Origin of the sequence: Mycolicibacterium lacusdiani (assembly GCF_021916785.1) — a bacterium.
GTDB lineage: Bacteria > Actinomycetota > Actinomycetes > Mycobacteriales > Mycobacteriaceae > Mycobacterium > Mycobacterium lacusdiani.
The window spans coordinates 89,236-109,024 of sequence record NZ_JAKCFC010000012.1; the positions used below are offsets into that span (position 1 = coordinate 89,236).

At 69.2% G+C, this 19,789-nt stretch carries 18 protein-coding genes; 9 read left to right on the forward strand and 9 right to left on the reverse strand.

The window, feature by feature from the left end; all coding sequences use genetic code 11:
- Nucleotides 1-8: 8 nt before the first annotated feature.
- Nucleotides 9-341: an antibiotic biosynthesis monooxygenase family protein gene (locus tag LOK44_RS26570; RefSeq protein WP_237573082.1), complete on the forward strand. Its 333-nt coding sequence runs from the start codon at nt 9-11 to the stop codon at nt 339-341.
- On the opposite strand, the gene LOK44_RS26575 is transcribed toward LOK44_RS26570, so the two are convergent.
- On the reverse strand, nt 338-1,348 hold the full coding sequence (locus tag LOK44_RS26575) for a 3-isopropylmalate dehydrogenase (protein WP_237573187.1): 1,011 nt from the start codon (nt 1,346-1,348) through the stop codon (nt 338-340). The genes LOK44_RS26570 and LOK44_RS26575 overlap by 4 nt on opposite strands.
- Nucleotides 1,349-1,356: 8 nt before the next feature.
- Nucleotides 1,357-2,943, reverse strand: a complete 1,587-nt coding sequence (gene serA / locus LOK44_RS26580; RefSeq protein ID WP_237573083.1) for a phosphoglycerate dehydrogenase — start codon at nt 2,941-2,943, stop codon at nt 1,357-1,359.
- Nucleotides 2,944-3,083: 140 nt separating this feature from the next.
- On the opposite strand from serA, the gene LOK44_RS26585 reads away from it, so the two are divergent.
- The 6 genes from LOK44_RS26585 to LOK44_RS26610 all read left to right on the forward strand — a co-directional run bounded on the left by LOK44_RS26585 (nt 3,084) and on the right by LOK44_RS26610 (nt 9,374).
- The gene (locus LOK44_RS26585) at nt 3,084-4,514 is read left to right on the forward strand and encodes a phytoene desaturase family protein (RefSeq protein WP_237573084.1); all 1,431 of its coding nucleotides are present in this window, start codon (nt 3,084-3,086) and stop codon (nt 4,512-4,514) included.
- 252 nt (nt 4,515-4,766) lie between these two features.
- A complete protein-coding gene (gene crtI / locus LOK44_RS26590; RefSeq protein ID WP_237573085.1) occupies nt 4,767-6,287 on the forward strand; it encodes a phytoene desaturase family protein in 1,521 nt (506 codons plus the stop codon).
- The gene (locus LOK44_RS26595; RefSeq protein WP_237573086.1) at nt 6,284-7,228 is read left to right on the forward strand and encodes a phytoene/squalene synthase family protein; all 945 of its coding nucleotides are present in this window, start codon (nt 6,284-6,286) and stop codon (nt 7,226-7,228) included. Before crtI ends, LOK44_RS26595 begins: the two co-directional genes overlap by 4 nt.
- Before the next feature lie 54 nt (nt 7,229-7,282).
- Nucleotides 7,283-7,987: a class I SAM-dependent methyltransferase gene (locus LOK44_RS26600; protein ID WP_237573087.1), complete on the forward strand. Its 705-nt coding sequence runs from the start codon at nt 7,283-7,285 to the stop codon at nt 7,985-7,987.
- Entirely contained in the window at nt 7,984-9,018 is a 1,035-nt protein-coding gene (locus tag LOK44_RS26605) for a DUF5914 domain-containing protein (RefSeq protein ID WP_237573088.1), read from the forward strand. The genes LOK44_RS26600 and LOK44_RS26605 overlap by 4 nt, the downstream gene beginning before the upstream one ends.
- Nucleotides 9,019-9,029: 11 nt before the next feature.
- Nucleotides 9,030-9,374 (forward strand): DUF3140 domain-containing protein, encoded by a 345-nt coding sequence (locus LOK44_RS26610; RefSeq protein WP_237573089.1) that lies wholly within the window; start codon nt 9,030-9,032, stop codon nt 9,372-9,374.
- A gap of 69 nt (nt 9,375-9,443) precedes the next feature.
- Here the strand turns inward: LOK44_RS26610 and ilvC are convergent, their stop codons facing one another.
- Genes ilvC through LOK44_RS26625 form a run of 3 tightly spaced genes read right to left on the reverse strand, consistent with a single transcriptional unit; the run spans nt 9,444 to nt 12,885 of the window.
- Nucleotides 9,444-10,445: a ketol-acid reductoisomerase gene (gene ilvC, locus LOK44_RS26615; RefSeq protein ID WP_237573188.1), complete on the reverse strand. Its 1,002-nt coding sequence runs from the start codon at nt 10,443-10,445 to the stop codon at nt 9,444-9,446.
- Nucleotides 10,446-10,490: 45 nt separating this feature from the next.
- Complete coding sequence (gene ilvN / locus LOK44_RS26620; RefSeq protein WP_163918257.1) at nt 10,491-10,997, reverse strand: acetolactate synthase small subunit; 507 nt, start codon at nt 10,995-10,997, stop codon at nt 10,491-10,493.
- Between the two features lie 37 nt (nt 10,998-11,034).
- Nucleotides 11,035-12,885: an acetolactate synthase large subunit gene (locus LOK44_RS26625; protein WP_237573090.1), complete on the reverse strand. Its 1,851-nt coding sequence runs from the start codon at nt 12,883-12,885 to the stop codon at nt 11,035-11,037.
- Between the two features lie 247 nt (nt 12,886-13,132).
- On the opposite strand from LOK44_RS26625, the gene LOK44_RS26630 reads away from it, so the two are divergent.
- Entirely contained in the window at nt 13,133-13,543 is a 411-nt protein-coding gene (locus LOK44_RS26630) for a PH domain-containing protein (protein ID WP_237573091.1), read from the forward strand.
- A 16-nt stretch (nt 13,544-13,559) separates the two neighbouring features.
- Here LOK44_RS26630 and LOK44_RS26635 read toward each other — a convergent pair whose 3' ends face one another.
- Complete coding sequence (locus LOK44_RS26635; RefSeq protein WP_237573092.1) at nt 13,560-14,402, reverse strand: DoxX family protein; 843 nt, start codon at nt 14,400-14,402, stop codon at nt 13,560-13,562.
- A 241-nt stretch (nt 14,403-14,643) separates the two neighbouring features.
- Between LOK44_RS26635 and LOK44_RS26640 the strand changes: the two genes are divergently transcribed.
- A complete protein-coding gene (locus LOK44_RS26640; RefSeq protein WP_237573189.1) occupies nt 14,644-15,744 on the forward strand; it encodes a PQQ-dependent sugar dehydrogenase in 1,101 nt (366 codons plus the stop codon).
- Here the strand turns inward: LOK44_RS26640 and LOK44_RS26645 are convergent.
- From LOK44_RS26645 to LOK44_RS26655, 3 genes are read right to left on the reverse strand one after another with little or no spacing between them, the layout of a single operon-like run.
- Nucleotides 15,741-17,138 (reverse strand): sensor histidine kinase, encoded by a 1,398-nt coding sequence (locus LOK44_RS26645; protein WP_237573190.1) that lies wholly within the window; start codon nt 17,136-17,138, stop codon nt 15,741-15,743. The genes LOK44_RS26640 and LOK44_RS26645 overlap by 4 nt on opposite strands.
- 17 nt (nt 17,139-17,155) lie before the next feature.
- On the reverse strand, nt 17,156-18,658 hold the full coding sequence (gatB, locus tag LOK44_RS26650) for an Asp-tRNA(Asn)/Glu-tRNA(Gln) amidotransferase subunit GatB (protein WP_237573093.1): 1,503 nt from the start codon (nt 18,656-18,658) through the stop codon (nt 17,156-17,158).
- Between the two features lie 52 nt (nt 18,659-18,710).
- Entirely contained in the window at nt 18,711-19,742 is a 1,032-nt protein-coding gene (locus tag LOK44_RS26655; RefSeq protein WP_237573094.1) for an ATP-dependent 6-phosphofructokinase, read from the reverse strand.
- Between the last annotated feature and the right edge of the window lie 47 nt (nt 19,743-19,789).

Here is a 19,789-nt window from a genome sequence, read left to right on the forward strand (position 1 = left end):
GGAGAACGATGACGACCATCACGACCCAATCCAGCCACGCGACCCTGATCAACGTCTTCACCGTGGCGCCGGACCGCGCCCACGCACTGGCCCGGCTGCTCACCGACGCCACCGAGGAGGTCATGGCACACCTGCCGGGCTTCGTCTCGGCGAACATCCACGTCAGCACCGACGGCACGCGCGTCGTCAACTACGCCCAGTGGGCGAGCGCCGAGGCCTTCTCGGCCATGCAGGCCGACCCCACGGCACGCGTGCACATGCAAGCGGCCGCCGAACTGGCCGACGGGTTCGACCCGCACTTCTACACCGTCGAATCGGTGCACGAAAGAGTGGTCGTCTAGAGGAGCGACACGATCCGGTCGCCGACCGCCGACGTCGACTGGGCCTCCGTGCCGCGGGTCGCGAGATGCTGCTCGACGGCTGCGTCGACGCGCGCTGCGGCAGCGTCCTCACCGACGTGCGAGAGCAGCAGTGCCACCGACATGATGGCCGCCGTCGGATCGGCGATCCCCTGACCCGCGATGTCGGGCGCACTGCCGTGCACCGGCTCGAACATCGACGGGTTCGTGCCCGTCGCATCGATGTTGCCGCTGGCGGCCAGCCCGATGCCCCCGGACACGGCTGCGGCAAGGTCGGTGATGATGTCGCCGAACAGGTTGTCGGTCACGATCACGTCGAACCGGCCAGGGTCGGTCACCATGTGGATGGTTGCGGCATCGATGTGCTGATAGGCGACGTCGACGTCGGGGAACTCGCGGCCCACCTCGTCGACGATGCGGGCCCACAGCCTGCCGGCGAACGACAGGACGTTGGTCTTGTGCACCAGCGTGAGGTGCTTGCGCCGCTTGGTCGCCCTGGCGAAGGCGTCGCGCACGACCCGCTCGACACCGAATGCGGTGTTGAGGCTGACCTCGGTGGCCACCTCATGCGGAGTCCCCGCGCGGATCGCGCCACCGGTGCCGGTGTACGGACCCTCGGTGCCCTCGCGGACCACGACGAAGTCGATGGGCGGGTTGCCTGCCAGCGGGCTGTCCACCCCCGGAAGCAGCCGGGAGGGACGCAGGTTGACGTGGTGGTCGAGCTGGAAGCGCAGCGTCAGGAGCAGGCCGCGTTCGAGTACGCCGCTGGGCACGGACGGATCGCCGATGGCGCCCAACAGGATTGCGTCATGGCCCCGCAACTCGTCGACCATGCCCTCGGGCAGCGTCTCGCCGGTGGCGTGATAGCGGCGCGCACCGAGGTCGTACTCGGTGCGTTCGGTTCCCGGCAGGACCACGTCGAGCACCTTGAGCGCCTCGGCGATGACCTCCGGTCCGATGCCGTCACCGGCGATCACGGCGAGCTTCAACGGAGAACTCACGACAGGTCCACCAGTTCCAGCGTGGCGGCGTCGACCTCGGCGCCGATGGTCGAGAGCACGTCCGCGTCGACCCGACGGTCGAGCCGCAGCATGATCGTCGCGCCGTCGCCGTCGGCATCCTGGCTCAGCTGCGCGGCGAGGATGTTGACGCCGGCGCCGCCCAGCAGCGTGCCGATCTTGCCAAGTGCCCCTGGCTGATCGCTGTAATTGATGATCAGGTTGACGCCCTCGGCGCGCAGGTCGAAGTTGCGCGCGTTGATCTGCACGATCTTCTCGACCTGCTGCGGGCCGGACAGCGTGCCTGCGACGTTGACCGACGATCCGTCGGCGGCCACGGCACGAACGTCGACGACGCTGCGGTGGTTCGGGCTCTCCGACTCGGTGTCGATGGTTGCCTCGACGCCGCGCTCGGCGGCCAGCGCGGGTGCGTTGACGAACGTCACCTGGTCCTCGATGACGGCGGAGAACAGCCCGCGCAGCGCCGACAGGCGCAGCACCCCGACTTCCTCGGAAGCCAGTTCGCCGCGCACCTGCACGCACAGGTTGGTGGGCAGTTCGGCTGACAGCGCGCCGGCCAGCAGGCCCAGCTTGCGGGCGAGGTCGAGCCACGGCGCGACCTCCTCACCCACGACGCCGCCACCGACGTTCACGGCATCGGGGACGAACTCCCCCGCCAGCGCCAGCCGGACGCTGGCGGCGACGTCGGTACCGGCCCGGTCCTGCGCCTCGGCGGTCGACGCACCGAGGTGCGGGGTCACGACGACCTGCGGCAGCTCGAACAGCGGGCTGTCGGTGCACGGCTCGGTGGCGAACACGTCGAGCCCCGCACCGCGGACGTGACCGCTCGTGATGGCGTCGGCGAGCGCCTGCTCGTCGATCAGCCCACCGCGGGCGGCGTTGACGATGATGACGCCGGGCTTGGTCTTGGCCAGCGTCTCCTTGCCGAGCAGTCCCGCCGTCTCCTTGGTCTTCGGCAGGTGCACGGAGATGAAGTCGGCGCGAGCGAGCAACTCGTCGAGCGTCAGCAGTTCGATGCCGAGCTGGGCGGCGCGGGCCTGCGACACGTACGGGTCATAGGCGGTGATGTGTGCGCCGAACGCGGCGAGCCGCTGCGCGACGAGCTGACCGATCCGGCCGAGTCCGACGACGCCGACGGTCTTGCCGAAGATCTCGGTGCCCGAAAACGACGAGCGCTTCCAGGTGTGCTCACGCAGCGTCGCGTCGGCGGCCGGAATCTGCCGGGCGGTCGCCAGCAGCAGGGCCAGCGCGTGCTCGGCGGCGCTGTGGATGTTGGACGTCGGCGCGTTGACGACAAGGACGCCGCGGGCGGTCGCCGCGTCGACGTCGACGTTGTCGAGGCCGACGCCCGCCCGCGCGACGATCTTCAGCTTGGGCGCCGCGGCCAGTACCTCGGCGTCGACGGTGGTGGCCGAGCGCACCAGCAGCGCATCGGCGTCGGGCACGGCGGCCAGCAGCTTGGGCCGGTCCGGCCCGTCGACCCAGCGCACCTCGACCTGGTCACCCAGTGCGTCGACGGTCGAAGAAGCCAGTTTGTCGGCGATCAGTACCACGGGAAGACTCACGCGGTAAGAGTAATGGGCTGGAAATGGACGCCGGCGGGCAGGAGCGAAGCGACCCGGGGAAGGATCCGGCGGGCAGGAGCGAAGCGACCCGGGGAAGGATCCGGCGGGCAGGAGCGAAGCGACCCGGGGAGAGTGAACACGTGGACGTCACCGTCGTCGGCAGCGGACCCAACGGGTTGAGCGCAGCCGTCATCCTGGCTCGCGCCGGCCTGTCAGTCCGGGTGATCGAGGCCCAAACCACCCCGGGCGGCGGTGCGCGGACCCTTCCCGACCCGGAGTACCCCGGCGTGCTGCACGACGTCTGCTCGGCCGTTCACCCGCTGGGGGTGGCGTCGCCGTTCTTCGCCGAGTTCGACCTGGCCGCCCGCGGCGTCGAGTTGGTGGCGCCAGACATCTCGTACGCGAACCCGCTGCCGGGCCGTTCCGCGGCGGTGGCGTACCGCTCGCTGGAGCGGACCTGCTCGGAACTCGACGACGGCGCGTCCTGGCGGCGATTGTTCGGACCGCTGGCCGACCACGTGGACGGCGTACTCGGCTTCTTCCTCGGCGACAAGCGCTCGCTGCCACCCGATCTGGTCACCACCGTGCGCACCGGGCTTCGGGTGCTGGCCATGGGCAGCCCGGCGTGGGGCCTGCTACGCGGGGACGACGCCCGCGCGCTGTTCACCGGCGTTGGCGTGCATGCCATCTCGCGGATGCCGTCGCCCGTCAACAGCGGTGCCGGGCTGATGCTCGGCACGGTCGCCCACACCGCGGGCTGGCCCGTGCCGGTGGGCGGAACGCAAACCATTGCGGACGCGCTGATCTCGGACTTGCGAGCCCACGGTGGCGAACTGGTGCTCGGCGAGCCCGTCACCACGCCGCCCGAGGGCGTGGTGGTGTGGGACACCGCGCCGACCGCGCTGCTCGACGTCTACGGCACCGCCGTACCGGAGCGGTACGCAAAGGCGTTGCGCCGGTACCGATTCGGACCCGGTGTGTGCAAGATCGACTTCGTGCTGTCCGGTGACATTCCGTGGACCGACCCGCGCGTCGGGCAGGCGCCGACGGTGCACATGGGCGGCACCCGAGCCCAGATGGCACTCGCGGAGCGCGAGATCGCTGCGGGGCGCCACGCCGAATGGCCGATGACGCTGTCCGCGCAGCCCCACGTCGCCGACCCGTCTCGCATCGACGAGCGCGGTCGTCGCCCGCTGTGGACGTACTCGCACGTCCCCGCGAATTCGACCGCCGACCTGACCGAGACCGTCACGGCCATGTTCGAACGTGCCGCGCCGGGTTTCTGCGACCTCGTCGTCGCCTCGAGGTGCGTACCTGCCGCGCAGATGTCCCGTCACAACGCCAACTACGTCGGCGGCGACATCATCGTCGGCGGGGCGACGCTGTTCGCGGCGATGATCGGCCCGACCCTGCGGCTGGACCCGTGGACGACGCCCATTCCACGGGCCTATCTGTGCTCGTCGGCCACTCCACCGGGCACGGGCGTACACGGCATGGCCGGCTTCTACGCCGCGCGTTCCGTGCTGCGCCGCGAGTTCGGCATCACCGAGATGCCCGCGCTCGCGCCGTAGCAGTTCTTTCCATTCGCTGAATTCCCCGGGCCGATCGTTTCCCGAACGTCCCTGGTCGTGATTGGCTGGAGACATCATGGCCGGGGTGTCGCGGGGAGCGGATGACGTAGTCGTTACGGGTCACTGCTCGCCGATTCACTGCCGACCGAGCGGGTATCCCGCCGCGAAACGGCGGGCGACGAGAAACGAGATGCGCTTGAATACGGGCCACCATCGGCAGACAGTCCCCTCGACGACGCTGCGGACGTCCTGATGCGCACGGTGGGTGGCGGCAGCGGACGCGTCGTGGTCGTCGGTGCGGGCCTTGCGGGATTGTCCGCCGCGTTGCACCTGGCCGGCCGCGGTCGCGCCGTATCGGTCGTGGAACGCGGGAGCCATCCCGGCGGGCGCGTGGGCCGGGCGGACATCGGCGGGTACCTCCTCGACACGGGGCCCACGGTGCTGACGATGCCCGAGATCATCGACGAGACGTTCGCCGCGGTCGGCGAGTCCATGGCGGCGCGTTTGACGCTGCACCGCGTCGACCCTGCGTACCGCGCGTCGTTCGCCGACGGGTCGACGCTCAACGTGTACGCCGACGCCGATCTCATGGCCGCGGAGATCACCCGCTTCTCCGGTCCCGACGAGGCCCGCGGCTATCTTCGGCTGCGCGAGTGGCTGACGCGGCTCTACAGCACTGAGTTCGACGGCTTCATCTCCTCGAACTTCGATTCGCCGCTGAACCTGGTCACCCCCCAGCTGGCGCGACTGCTCGCGATGGGCGCGTTCCGCAACTGGGACACCATGGTGCGCAAGTTCATCAGCGACGAACGCCTGGTGCGGGTCTTCACCTTCCAGGCGCTCTACGCAGGCGTTCCGCCGCAGCGGGCGCTGGCCGTCTACGCGGTGATCGCCTACATGGACACCGTCTCCGGGGTCTACTTCCCGGAGGGCGGCATGCGGGCGCTCCCCGACGCGATGGCGGCCGCAGCCGTCGACGCAGGGGTCGAATTTCATTACGACGCAACGGTTTCGGAGCTGGAACGCAGCGGGGACCGCATCACCGCCGTGCGCACCGCCGACGGCCGGCGGATCGAGGCGGGCACCGTGGTGCTCACCACCGAGCTGCCCGACACCTACCGGCTCCTCGGCCGGACTCCCCGCAGGCTGCTCAAGGTGCGTCCTGCACCGTCGGCCGTCGTGGCGCACGTCGGCTGCCGCGCCGTCGAGGGCGCGGCAATGGAGTCCGCGGGGCACCACACCATCGTCTTCGGCGACGCCTGGAAGCAGACGTTCACCGACATCATCGACGACGGCCGCGTGATGGGTGATCCGTCGCTGCTGGTCACCCGCCCCACGGCGAGCGAGCCCGGTCTCGCACCGGCCGGCCGCGACCTGCTCTACGTCCTCGCCCCGGCGCCGAACACCGAGGTCGGAACGATGGATTGGGATCGCACCGGCTCCGACTACGTCGACCGCATGCTCGACGTCGTCACCCGCAGGCTGCCCGGCGTGGGGCTGGACGCCGAACTCCTGCACACCATCACGCCCGCGGACTGGGCCAGGCAGGGCATGGCGGCGGGAACGCCGTTCGCGCTGGCGCACACCTTCGCCCAGACCGGCCCGTTCCGCCCGGCCAACGTCGTGCGGGGCATCGACAACGTGGTGCTGGCCGGATCGTCGACCGTTCCCGGTGTCGGGGTGCCGACGGCCATCATCTCCGGGCGCCTCGCGGCCGACCGGGTCACCGGTGTCGCGGCTGAGGGTAGGCAGATTCGGACGGTGACGTCGTGATCAGTTCGGAATTGGACGCCGCGGGGGTGCGCGATCCCGAACTACGCGACGCCTATGCCAGGTGCCGTGCTATCAACGCGCAGTACGGCCGCACGTTCTTCCTCGCGACCAGGCTGCTCGCACCCGAGCAGCGCCCGGCCGTGCATGCGCTCTACGGCTTCGCCCGGCATGCCGACGACATCCTCGACGACTTCAGCGCGGCGAGTATCGACGAGCGCGCGAACCGATTGCAGGGGTTGGCCACCGACCTGTTCAAGCGGCTCGTCGACAACGTGGACTCCGGCGACGATCCCACGCTGACTGCGGTCACCCATACGGCGCGCAAGTACGGCCTCGACTGGCAACTGTTCGACGACTTCCTCGAGTCGATGCGCATGGATCTCACGATCACCGACTATCCGGACCGGGCGGCGCTGGGCCGCTACATGTACGGGTCGGCCGAGGTGATCGGGCTGCAGATGCTCCCGGTCCTCGGCACCCTCGGCACCCGAGAGGAGGCAGCCCCGTACGCCGCCGCGCTGGGCACGGCATTCCAGCTCACGAACTTCCTGCGCGACGTCGACGAGGACCTCGTGCGGGGCCGCGTGTACCTGCCTGCCGACGAACTCGCCGTGCACGGCGTCGACCGCGAGGTGCTGACGTGGTGCCACGACAACAAGCGCACCGACCAACGCGTCCGTCGCGCACTGGCCGAGCAGCACGAGGCCGCGCGGCGAGTGTACGACTACGCCGAAGGCGGCATCGCCATGCTCGCGCCGCGGTCCCGGCCCTGCGTCAGCGCCGCGCTCACGCTGTACTCCGAGATCCTCGATCGCATCGAGGAGATCGACTTCGCGGTGTTCAACGAGCGAGCCACCGTCGGCAAGCGGCGCCGCTTCGCGGTGGCTGCGACGGGGCTGACCCGAGCCTGGCGCGCCCGGCGCGCCGGACGGGGGTCGTGACGGTGCACCACACTGTGGCAGCGTGAAGGGGCGCGGCAACCCAAGGAGGACACCATGAACGTTCGTCGTGACGTACCGGTCGCATTCGATCCGGGAGCGAAGTCGTACGACGCCCTCGTCGGAGCGAATCCCGGCTACAACGAACACCTTCGGCTCTCGGCGGAGCGCATGGCGCTGCCCGACGGTGGCCGCGGGCTCCGCCTGCTCGACGCGGGCTGCGGCACCGGCCTGTCCACGGCCGCACTGCTGTCGGTGGCCCCGCACGCCGAGATCGTCGCCGTCGACGGGTCGGCGGGCATGCTGGAACAGGCCCGCGCCAAGGAGTGGCCGTCGACCGTGCGCTTCGTCCACTCCTACGTGGAGCAGCTGGCCGAGGTGGGCATCGAGGGACCGTTCGACGGCATCCTCGCCGCGTACCTGATCCGCAACCTCGACGACCCGGACGCCACCCTTGCCGAGTTCCGCAGGCTGTTGCGGCCCGGTGCGCCCCTGGCGGTACACGAGTACTCCGTCCGCGACTCGCCAAGGGCGAAGATCACGTGGAACGCCGTCAGCACCGCGATCATCATCCCGTTCGGCAAACTGCGCACCGGTGACGCGAGCCTCTACCGCTACCTGCGTGACAGCGTGAACCGCTTCGACGGCGCAACCGCGTTCCGGGATCGTCTGCAGCGCAACGGATTCGTCAACGTCCGCAGTGAGACGATGCCCGGGTGGCAGAGCGGAGTCGTGCACACCTTCCTCGCGGACGCGCCGTGACCGCGTTCCGCACCCTGCGCACCCGGGTGGCCAAGGCGTCGCCGTTCCAGGTGCTGCCGCAGCTGCGCTGGGCTGCTCAGGAACCGACCTACCGCGACGCGTCCCCCGCGCTGATCCAGTCCGCGCTGCGCCGCTCGCAGAGCCGGCCCAGCGGCAACTGGTACGTCTTCGCCGCCAGCACGGACGTCGGCCGACAGCCGTTCGCCGCCAACGTCGCCGGGGAGGAACTGGTGGCCTGGCGCGACGACGCCGGTGATTTGCACGTCGGTCCGGCCGAGTGTCCCCACCTCGGGGCGGACCTGTCCACCGGCCGGGTCGAATGCGGCACGCTCATCTGCCCCTGGCACGGGCTGCGGCTGTCCGGCCGCCGCGAGGCCGGGTGGAAGCCCTACCCGGCGCACGACGACGGCGTGCTCGCCTGGGTTCGCCTCGACCGCATCGGCGGCGAAGAGCCCACCGACGAGCCGATCATCACCCACCGCCCGCCGCAGCCGAGCATCGCCGCCGTCGCCCGACTCGTCGGCACCTGCGAGCCCGCCGACGTCATCGCCAACCGCCTCGACCCCTGGCACGGATCCTGGTTCCACCCCTACTCGTTCACCCAGCTCGAAGTGCTGAGTTCGCCGCCGATCGCCGACGAACTCCCCGTCGATCAGGACGCGCTCGCGGTGGCCGTCACGTTCCGCATCGGTCGGCTCGGCGTCCCGGTGATCGCCGAGTTCATCAGCCCCGAGCCCAGGACCATCCTGATGAAGATCGTCGACGGTGAGGGCAGCGGCAGCGTCGTCGAGACTCACGCCACGCCGTTGGCACCCGGGCCCGACGGGCTGCCGCGTACCGCGGTCATCGAGGCCGTCGTCGCGTACTCCGACCGCTCGGGATTCGCCCGTGCGCTGGGCGTCGCGCCGATGATCACACCGCTCATGCGGTACTCGGCGGCACGGTTGTGGCGCGATGATTTGGTCTACGCCGAGAGGGTATTCGCGTTGCGACGTCGCCGTCGCGAGAGGCGTGACGCGACCGCCGAGTAGGGAGGCGCGAGATGGCCGGCAAGGACGACGACCACGACGGAACGGCCAAGGAGTTCCACGACGCGGTCAACATGACCGCGAGCGAACTCGAGAAGTGGCTCGAGACAGACGAATCGAAGGACGTCGGGCAGAAGTCCGACGGCGGCGGCGAGTCGACGGGGCACGCCAGCGGACGCCGGATCATCGAGCTGCTCAAGGCCAAGAAGTCAGACCTGTCCGACGACGACTACGCCCACATGCGCAAGGTCGTCGGGTACGTCCACCGCCATTCCGCCCAGCGCCCCAAGGGTGACGTCGAGGACACGCACTGGCGCTACTCGCTGATGAACTGGGGTCACGACCCTCTCAAGGACTGACCCGCCAACGAGTTCGGCGCGTTCCAGGAGCATCGGTTGCTCCCGGAACGCGCCGAAGACGTGGTGGTGCTAAGCGGTCTCGGTGATCGGCCGGTCGACCCAGCTCATCAGGTCGCGCAGCTTCTTGCCGGTGACCTCGATGGGGTGCTCGGCGTTCTGCTTGCGCAGACCCTCGAGCTCGGAGTTGCCGCCCTCGACGTTCGCGACGAGCCGCTTCACGAAGCTGCCGTCCTGAATGTCCTTGAGGATGGCGCGCATCCGGTCCTTGGTATCGGCGTCGATGACGCGCGGGCCGGAGATGTAGCCGCCGAACTCTGCGGTGTCGGACACCGAGTAGTTCATCCGTGCGATGCCGCCCTCGTACATCAGGTCGACGATCAGCTTCAGTTCGTGCAGCACCTCGAAGTAGGCCATCTCGGGGGCGTAGCCGGCCTCCACCATGACCTCGAACCCGGCCTTGACCAGTTCCTCGGTGCCGCCGCACAACACGGCCTGCTCGCCGAAGAGATCGGTCTCGGTCTCCTCCTTGAACGTGGTCTTGATGACGCCGGCCCGGGTGCCGCCGATGCCCTTGGCGTAGGACAGCGCGAGCGCCTCCCCTTCACCGTTGGGGTCCTGGTCGACGGCGATCAGCGCGGGAACGCCCTTGCCGTCGACGAACTGCCTGCGCACCAGGTGGCCGGGCCCCTTGGGCGCCACCATGCCGACGGTGATGTCGGCGGCGGGCTGGATCAGGTCGAAGTGGATGTTCAGGCCGTGGCCGAAGAACAGCGCATTGCCCGCCACGAGATTCGGCTCGATGTCGGTCGAGAAGATCTCCGCCTGCGCCGTGTCGGGCGCCAGCAGCATGATCACGTCGGCCCACTTGGCGACCTCGGCGGGGGTGTCGACCTCGAGGCCCTGCTCGGTCACCTTCTCCCGGGACTTGCTGCCCTCCTTGAGACCCACCTTCACCTCGACGCCGGAGTCGCGCAGGCTCAATGAGTGCGCGTGTCCCTGGCTGCCGTACCCGATGACGCCGACCTTGCGTCCCTGGATGATCGACAGGTCCGCGTCGTCGTCGTAGTACATCTCTACTGCCACTTGATATTTCCTTTTCTCTTCCGTAACTGAAGACTATTTGGTGGTGACCATGCCGCGCGGCCCGCGGGCCAACGTCACCATGCCGGACTGCGCGATCTCGCGGATACCGTAGGGCTCCAACAGGTTGAGCAGCGCCTCGAGCTTGCCAGGCGTGCCGGTGGCCTCGACGACCAGCGACTCCGCCGACACGTCGACCACCTTCGCGCGGAACAGGTTCACCGCCTCGATGATCTGACCGCGGGTGGCCGCGTCGGCACGGACCTTGATCAGTGCCAACTCACGCGACACCGAGTTGTCCTCGTCCTGCTCGACGATCTTGATCACGTTGACGAGCTTGTTGAGCTGCTTGGTGATCTGCTCCAGCGGGAAGTCGTCGACGGCGACGACGATCGTCATCCGCGAGAGGTGCTTCTGCTCGGTGGCGCCGACCGCGAGCGACTGGATGTTGAAGCCGCGGCGCGAGAACAGCGACGCGACGCGGGCGAGCACGCCGGGCTTGTCCTCGACGAGGACCGAGAGGGTGTGGATGGTGGTGGTCATCGTGCGACTCCTTGGTTCTTCGCGCAAGCGCTCATCACTACACCTGATCCTCGTTGTCGAACAGCGGGCGGATGTTGCGCGCCGCCATGATCTCGTCGTTGCCCGTACCTGCGGCCACCATCGGCCACACCTGGGCGTCGGCGCCGACGATGAAGTCGATGACCACCGGACGGTCGTTGATCGCCCGCGCCTGGTTGATGACGTCCTCGACGTCTTCGGCTCGCTCGCAACGCAATCCGACGCAGCCCAGCGCTTCGGCCAGCTTGAGGAAGTCGGGGATGCGGTGGCTGTGCGTGGACAGGTTGGTCTGGCTGTAGCGCTCGCCGTAGAACAGCGTCTGCCACTGCCGCACCATGCCCAGGTTGCCGTTGTTGATGAGTGCCACCTTGATCGGCGCACCCTCGACCGCGCAGGTCGCCAGTTCCTGATTGGTCATCTGGAAGCAGCCGTCACCGTCGATGGCCCACACCTCGGCCTCCGGCCGGGCGAACTTGGCGCCCATCGCCGCGGGCACGGCGTAGCCCATGGTGCCGAGACCACCGGAATTCAGCCAGGTGCGCGGCTTCTCGTACTTGACGAACTGCGCCGCCCACATCTGGTGCTGACCGACGCCGGCGACGTACACCGCGTCCGGACCTGCGATGCGGCTCAGCGTCTCGATGACGTACTCCGGGCTGAGGCTGCCGTCGCTCTGCGGGTCATAGCTCAGCGGATAGGTGGCCTGGACGTTGTTCAGGTACTTCCACCAGTCCTCCAGATCCAGCGTGTCCTTGGACGTTCCGTCCCGACGCAACGCCTCGGCCAGGTCGGTCATGACGGCCTTGACGTCGCCCACGATCGGCACGTCGGCGTGACGGTTCTTGCCGATCTCGGCGGGGTCGATGTCGGCGTGGATCACCTTGGCCTCCGGCGCGAACGACGACAGCTGCCCGGTTACCCGGTCGTCGAAGCGCGTGCCGAGCGCGATCAGCAGATCGCTCTTCTGCAGCGCGCCGACCGCGGCGACGGTGCCGTGCATCCCGGGCATGCCGAGGTTCTGCTCGTGGCTGTCGGGGAACGCACCGCGGGCCATCAGCGTGGTGACGACCGGGATCCCGGTCAGCTCGGCCAATTCCAGCAGCTGCTCGCTGGCGTCACCGCGGATGACCCCGCCGCCGACGTAGAGGACCGGCTTGCCGGCGGCCGCGATGAGCTTGGCGGCCTCCCGGATCTGCCTGCTGTGCGGCTTGGTGTTCGGCTTGTAGCCCGGCAGGTCCATCACCGGCGGCCAGCTGAACGTGCACTGCCCCTGCAGGATGTCCTTCGGGATGTCGACCAGCACGGCGCCGGGGCGACCCGAACTCGCGATGTGGAACGCCTCGGCGATCACCCGCGCGATGTCGTCGCCCTCGCGGACGAGGAAGTTGTGCTTGGTGATCGGCATCGTGATGCCCGAGATGTCGGCTTCCTGGAAGGCGTCGGTGCCGATGAGCCCGCGACCGACCTGTCCGGTGATCGCGACCACGGGGATCGAATCCATCTGCGCGTCGGCCAGGGGGGTGACGAGGTTGGTCGCGCCGGGACCCGACGTCGCCATCATGACGCCGACCTTGCCCGTGGCGTGGGCGTAACCGCTCGCGGCGTGGCCTGCGCCCTGCTCGTGACGGACCAGCACGTGGCGCAGCTTCACCGAGTCGAACAGCGGGTCGTACACCGGCAGCACGGCGCCGCCGGGGATGCCGAAGATCACGTCGACGTCGAGTTCCTCGAGCGAGCGGATGACCGCCTGGGCACCCGTCATCTGAACGGGGGCAACCTTTCTCGGCTGCGGTGCGGATGCGGTGGGGACGGCTGGCGCGCCGCTGCTGCGGTGCGTGGATGCCGGCGGTCGCGTGGTGGGTGCGCTCACGGTGTCCTCTTCAGTCCTGATATCGGGTCGTGCGTTCCTGGGGCAACAAAAAACCCCCGTCAGCTTCCGCTGTACGAGGGTGCGCGTCGGTGTTCGTAGCTCCCGACTGGTCAGTCAGTCTGGTTACGCACCAACGCGCGAACCAATTACTACGAGAATGCCGAAGATCTGCATAGCGGTGACGGTAGTCCTCGCACTGGTCAAAGGTCAAATTCCGGTCCTCCGCCCGTAGTGGGAGGATGGTCGGGTGAATCGGAAGAAGCCTGCGCCGGAAGCGAGCGCGGCAGCAAAGCCCGTGGTCATCAGGATTGCGCCGACGGCACTGCTGGCGGTCGGGTTCTTCACCGTGGCCCTGTTGAGCATCGTGATGGCCCTGCCGGTGTGGGGTACCGCCCTGCTGATCGTGCCTCTGATCGCGGGCGTGGCCGTCTTCCGCTACCGCACGATCGCCGACCGCGACACCGTGACCGCCAGAACGTTGTTCGGCAGCAGGACCGTGCCGTGGGGTGACGTCGACGGTCTGCAGTTCGACAAGCGGTCGTGGGCGTTGGCCCGACTCAAGGACGGGTCGGCGGTCCGCCTGCCTGCAGTGACCTTCACGACGCTGCCCCAGTTGACCGAGGCCAGCGGCGGTCGGGTACCCAACCCCTACGACTGACCCGGTTCCACCCGGCTCAGGCGAGCGGGTTGACGCCGTTCAGCAGCGCCCACACCGCGACGCCCGCGCCGATGCCCAGCAGCAGCGCGGCGAGCGACCCGATGAAGGGGCGCCGAGCCCAACCCCGGCCGGCGTCGAAGCCGTACAGGCCGGGGCCGGTCAGGCACAGCGCGGCGGCGAGCACCAGCAGCACCACCTGGTATTCGTGGCCGTCGGGCAGGAAGAACGGGAAGTGCCCACCCTCGGGCTGCGCGACGACCGCGGCCAGCAGCGCGTTGACCAGGTAGGCCACCGCGGCCGCAGCGGCCAGCGGGGTGAATAGTCCGAGCACCAGCAGGGCGCCAATGACGATCTGGGCGCCCGCGCCGACGTAGGTCAGGATGCCCGCGTGCTGGTAACCCAGGTCGGCGAGTGACTGCTCGAAGCCGCCGAGACCCTGGCCACCCCAGAGTCCGAAGGCCTTCTGCAGGCCGTGGGCGATGAACAGCGCGCCGAGGCCCACGCGCAGCAGCATCAGCCCGAGGTCCTGGGTGCCGCGCTTGCCCGCGGAACGCACCCGGTCGTCGACCATCGGGTCGGGACCGATCTCGACCGGCTCGGCGGGGTTCACGGCGTGCCGGGTGTGCGGCTGCACGTACGGCAGCGGTTCCGGGTCGCCAAGGAGTTGGAAGGGGGACTGCTGCTGTGGCGGCGATGCCTCGTAGCGCGGTATGGCGGTGGTCGCCATGTCGCCGGAGTAGGGAGTCGAGGGGACGTCGTCCTCGGGGTCGACCAGGCGGGCCGACGCGGGGCGCTCGGCCGAGCCTTCGAGGCCACCGGGCCGTTGCCAGGCGCGCGGATCGTGTGAGGTACTGGTCACGAAACCCAGCGTAAGTGCTCGTCACCCCCGAGCCGTGGATTGGCGCGTCGCATTCGGACGTCGTTGCACAGCCGTGACACGTGCCTACCGCTCGCCCGGCGCATTCCCCGTCGCTCCGCTCGCCCGGCGCATTCCCCGTCGCTCCGCTCGCCCGGCGCATTCCCCGTCGCTCCGCTCGCCCCGGCGTGGCGAGCATCGCCGAACGATCCGTAACCTGGCCTGCATGAGACTGCACCGGCCGATGCGGGGTGTGCTGGTGCTGCTGTGCAGCGCGGTGCTGGTTGGGTCCGGCTGCGCGCGATTCGATGCAGCCCAGTCCGAACCGTTCACCACCGAGCCGGCGCTCGAGCCCGGATCGAGTTCCCCGCCGCCTCCCCCGCCCCCACTGCCGGGTCAGCCGTTCCCCAAGGAGTGCCCCGCGCCGGGCGTCATGCAGGGCTGCCTGGAGAGCACCAGCGGTCTGATCATGGGGCCGGACAGCAAGTCTGCCCTGGTGGCCGAGCGGCTGACCGGGGCGGTCAAGGAAGTGGCGACCAACGCCGAACCCAAGGTCAAGCTGGTGCTGCCGGTGGATCCGTCCGGCGACGGCGGGCTGCTCGACATCGTGCTGTCCCCCACCTACTCCCAGGACCGACTGATGTACGCGCTGGTCAGCACGCCCAGCGACAACCGGGTCATCCGCATCGCCGACGGCGACGTGCCCAAGCCCATCCTGACCGGCATCCCGAAGGGCACCACCGGGAACACCGGTGCGCTCAAGTTCACCAGCCCGACGACGCTTGCGGTGCTGACCGGGGACGCCGGCAATCCCGCGCAGGCATCGGATCCCGGTTCGCTGGCGGGCAAGCTGCTGCGCATCGAGGCGCCGACGACGGTCAACCCCGCGCCTCCGACGACCGCGCTCAGCGGCATCGGTGCCGGCGGCGGACTGTGCATCGACCCTGCCGACGGCTCGCTGTACGTGACCGACCGCACCCCCACCGGCGACCGGTTGCAGCGCATCACCAAGGACTCGAAGGTGTCGACGGTGTGGTCCTGGCCCGACCGTCCCGGCGTGGCGGGCTGCGCCGCGCAGGACGGCACGGTGCTGGTCAACCTGGTGAACACCAAGCAGACCGTCGCGGTGCGCATGGCGCCCGACACCGGCGCCGTCACCGGCGAGCCGGAGGTGCTGCGGCAGGACACCCGGGGCCACGTGTGGGCCCTGCAGCTGTCGCCCGACGGCAACGTGTGGGGCGCGACGATCAACAAGACCTCAGGCGACGCCGAGCGGCTCGACGACGTGGTGTTCCCGCTGTTCCCGCAGGGCGGGTTCCCGCGCAGCAGCGACGAGAAGACCTAACCGGCAGGCCGGGCAGGCACGTCGAGCTGTTGGTGCTGCTGCGGGCCGGGCAGCCTGAGCATCAGCCGGGTGCCACCCATCGGGCTCACCTCCAATGACGCCGTGCCACCGTGCAATTCAGCCTGTTGTGCGACCAGTGCCAGCCCCAGACCGGAGCCCGAGCGCGATGCCGTCGTCCCACGGTGGAAGCGCTCGAACACCGCGGTGCGCTCCTCCTCCGGCACCCCGGAGCCGTTGTCGTCGACCGCGATCTCGACCCCGGTCGCCGAACTCAGCACGCTGAGCCGGACCTGGGTGGCGTTGCCGTGCTTGACGGCGTTGGCGATCGCGTTGTCGATCACTAGACGCAGGCCGGCGGGCAGGCCCAGCATCAGCACGGTCGTCGACGACCCCAGCGCGACGTCGACGTCCGGGTAGTTGTGCCTGGCGTCGTGTGCCGCGCGGTCGAGTAGCTCGGTGACGTCGACCGGCACGAAGTCGTCGAAGGTGGTCAGCTCGCCCTGGGCGAGGCGTTCGAGTGCGGTCAGCGTCGCCTCGATGCGAGTTTGGGTGCGCATGACGTCGCCGATGACCTCCTTGCGCTGCTCCGGACCCAGGTCGAGGGTCAGGAGCACCTCGAGGTTGGTCCGCATGGCAGTCAGCGGCGTCCGCAGCTCGTGCGATGCGACGGCGGAGAAGTCGCGCGCCGATTCGAGTGCCGCGCGCGTGCGCTGCTGCTCGTCACCGATCCGCGCCAGCATGCCCTCGACCGCCTCGGAGATCTCGACGGCCTCCCAGACCCCGCGCACCTGAACCTCGTCCGGGTTGGACTGGGCGTTGATCGCACGGGCCTGCTGGGCCAGCATGCGGAACGGGTTGACCATGATCAGCGAGATGACCCAGCCGATCAGCAGCGTGCCGACGATCACGCCGGAGCAGATCCAGAACACCCGCCAGTGCAGGGCGTCGATGCGGTCGATGGTGTCGGCCAGCGGCGCCCCGAGCGCGATCGACGCGGTGCCGGTGTCGATGGTCCGGACGCGGTAGGCGACGCCGTCGATCGTGGTGTCCGCGTAGCCGTTCGGGAGTTCGGGCAGCACGATGTCGGCGGGGTTCGACACCGTGGCGGGGCCGATCCTCGCGGTCCGCACGAACCCGCCGTCGTCCGACGTCGGGCTCGGGTCCTCCTCCTGAGCGCTGCGCAGCAGCGTGTTGACGTCACCGAGGCTGCTCAGCGAGTCCAGCCGCCGGTCGAGCTGGCTGTACTGGTCGTTGGTGACACCGACCCACACCCACACGCCGAGCACCAGCACGAGGATGATCACCCCGAGCTGGCCGACGATCACGATCGAGCGCAGCGAGAGCAGCCGCAGCGGTTGCTGCAGCAGGCGGTAGACCAGATCCTGTGGCGTCATCACGGGAACGGCCCGCCTCAGCTGCAGGCCGCGATGACCATCTCGCGTACCTGGGCGGCATCCGCCTGCCCCTTGGTGGCCTTCATCACCGCGCCCACGATCGCCCCGGCAGCCTGCACCTTGCCGCCGCGGATCTTCTCGGCGATGCCCGGGTTGGCGGCGAGCGCCTCCTCGATGGCAGCCTTGATCACCGAGTCGTCGCGGACCACGGCCAGCCCGCGGTCGGTCATCACCTGCTCGGGTTCACCCTCGCCGGCCAGCACGCCCTCGATGACCTGACGCGCGAGCTTGTTCGACAGCTTTCCCCCGTCGACCAGTCCGATGACCTGCGCGACCTGCGCGGGGCTGATGGGCAGTGCATCGAGTTCCACGCCTGCCTCGTTCGCCTTCTGCACCAGGAAGTTGCCCCACCAGGCGCGCGCGGCCTCACTGGAGGCGCCGTGATCCACGGTGGCCGAGACGAGTTCGACGGCTCCGGCGTTGACGAGGTCGCGCATGACCTCGTCGGACACTCCCCACTCCTGCTGGGTTCGCTTGCGGGTCAGCCACGGCAGCTCGGGAATGGTGTCGCGCAGCCGTTCGACGAGTTCGACGCTGGGGGTCACGGGTTCGAGGTCGGGCTCCGGGAAGTACCGGTAGTCCTGCGCCTCTTCCTTGCTGCGGCCCGCCGTGGTGTAACCGGACTCGTGAAAGTGCCTCGTCTCCTGGATGATCCGGCCGCCCGCCTCCAGAACGGCTGCCTGGCGCCGCATCTCGTAGCGCACCGCCACCTCCACGCTGCGCAGCGAGTTGACGTTCTTGGTCTCGGTACGGGTGCCGAACTCCGTGGCGCCCTTGAGCATCAGCGACACGTTGGAGTCACAGCGCATCGAGCCCTGATCCATGCGTACGTCCGATACGCCCAGGCGGCGCAACAGGTCTCGCAGAGCAGTGACGTAGGCGCGGGCGATCTCGGGGGCACGGGCACCGGTGCCCTCGATGGGCCTGGTGACGATCTCGATCAGCGGCACGCCTGCCCGGTTGTAGTCCAGCAGCGACGTCGTCGCACCCTCGATGCGGCCGGTGTCGCTGCCGAGGTGGGTCAGCTTGCCGGTGTCCTCCTCCATGTGGGCACGCTCGATCTCGATGCGCCACGTGGTGCCGTCGTCGAGCGGCACGTCGAGGTAGCCGTCGACGGCGATGGGCTCGTCGTACTGGCTGATCTGATAGTTCTTCGGCTGGTCGGGGTAGAAGTAGTTCTTCCTGGCGAACCGGCCCCACGGGGCGATGTCGCAGTTGAGCGCCAGCCCGATGCGGATCGCGGACTCGACGGCCTGCTGGTTGAGCACCGGCAGCGAGCCGGGCAGCCCCAGGCACACCGGGCAGACCTGGGTGTTGGGCTCGCCACCGAACCGGTTGGGGCAGCCGCAGAACATCTTGGTCTCCGTCGACAGCTCGACGTGGACCTCCATGCCCATGACGGGGTCGTAGCGTTCGACCACCTCGTCGTAGTCGAGGAGTTCTGCTTCTGCGACTGTCATGGCGTCGATCCTAGTGGCCGGGCGGACCGCTCGGGCAGCGCGCCGGAGGAGGTCAGCCGAAGAACTCCGCGGCGTCGTCGTAGCGGCTCTGCGGGACCAGCTTCAGCTGGCGCACGGCGTCGGCGAGCGGCACCCGTCCGATGTCCTGGCCGCGCAGCGACACCATCATCCCGTATTCGCCTGCGTGCGCGGCGTCGGCGGCGTTGACGCCGAACCTCGTCGCCAGCACGCGGTCGTACGCCGTAGGGGTGCCGCCACGTTGCACGTGGCCGAGCACCGTCGTGCGCACTTCCTTCTTGATCCGCTTCTCGATCTCCACGCCGAGCTGGTGGGCGACGCCGGTGAACCGGACGTGCCCGAACTCGTCGATGCCGCCGTCGCGCAGCAGCATCGAGCCCTCTGCGGGCCGGGCGCCCTCGGCGACCACGCAGATGAAGTGCGAGTCGCCCCGCACGAACCGCTGCTTGACCAGACGGCACACCTCCTCGACGTCGAACGGCTGCTCGGGGATCAGGGTCATGTGCGCACCCGAGGCCAGGCCCGCGTTGAGCGCGATCCACCCCGCGTGCCTGCCCATCACCTCGACGAGCATCACCCGCTGATGCGACTCGGCGGTGCTGTGCAGCCGGTCGATCGCCTCACTGGCCACCTGCAGTGCGGTGTCGTGGCCGAAAGTGACGTCGGTGCAATCGATGTCGTTGTCGATGGTCTTCGGCACCCCGACGACCGGGACGTTCTCCTGCGACAGCCAGTGCGCGGCAGTGAGCGTGCCCTCGCCGCCGATGGGGATCAACACGTCGATGCCGTTGTCCTCGAGCGTCTGCTTGATCTGGTCGAGGCCCGCGAGCAGCTTGTCCGGGTTGACGCGCGCGGTGCCCAGGATGGTGCCGCCCTTGCCGAGCAGGCGGTCGTTGCGATCGTCGTTGGCCAGCTGGATGCGCCGGTCCTCCAACAGTCCCCGCCAACCGTCGAGGAAGCCGACCACCGTCGAGCCGTACCTGACGTTGCACGTCCGCACGACGGCCCGGATGACGGCGTTGAGGCCGGGACAGTCACCGCCGCCGGTGAGCACTCCGATCCGCATGTCTAGTCCGTTCCTCGCGTGCGCATGATTACCGATCCTGCCAGCTT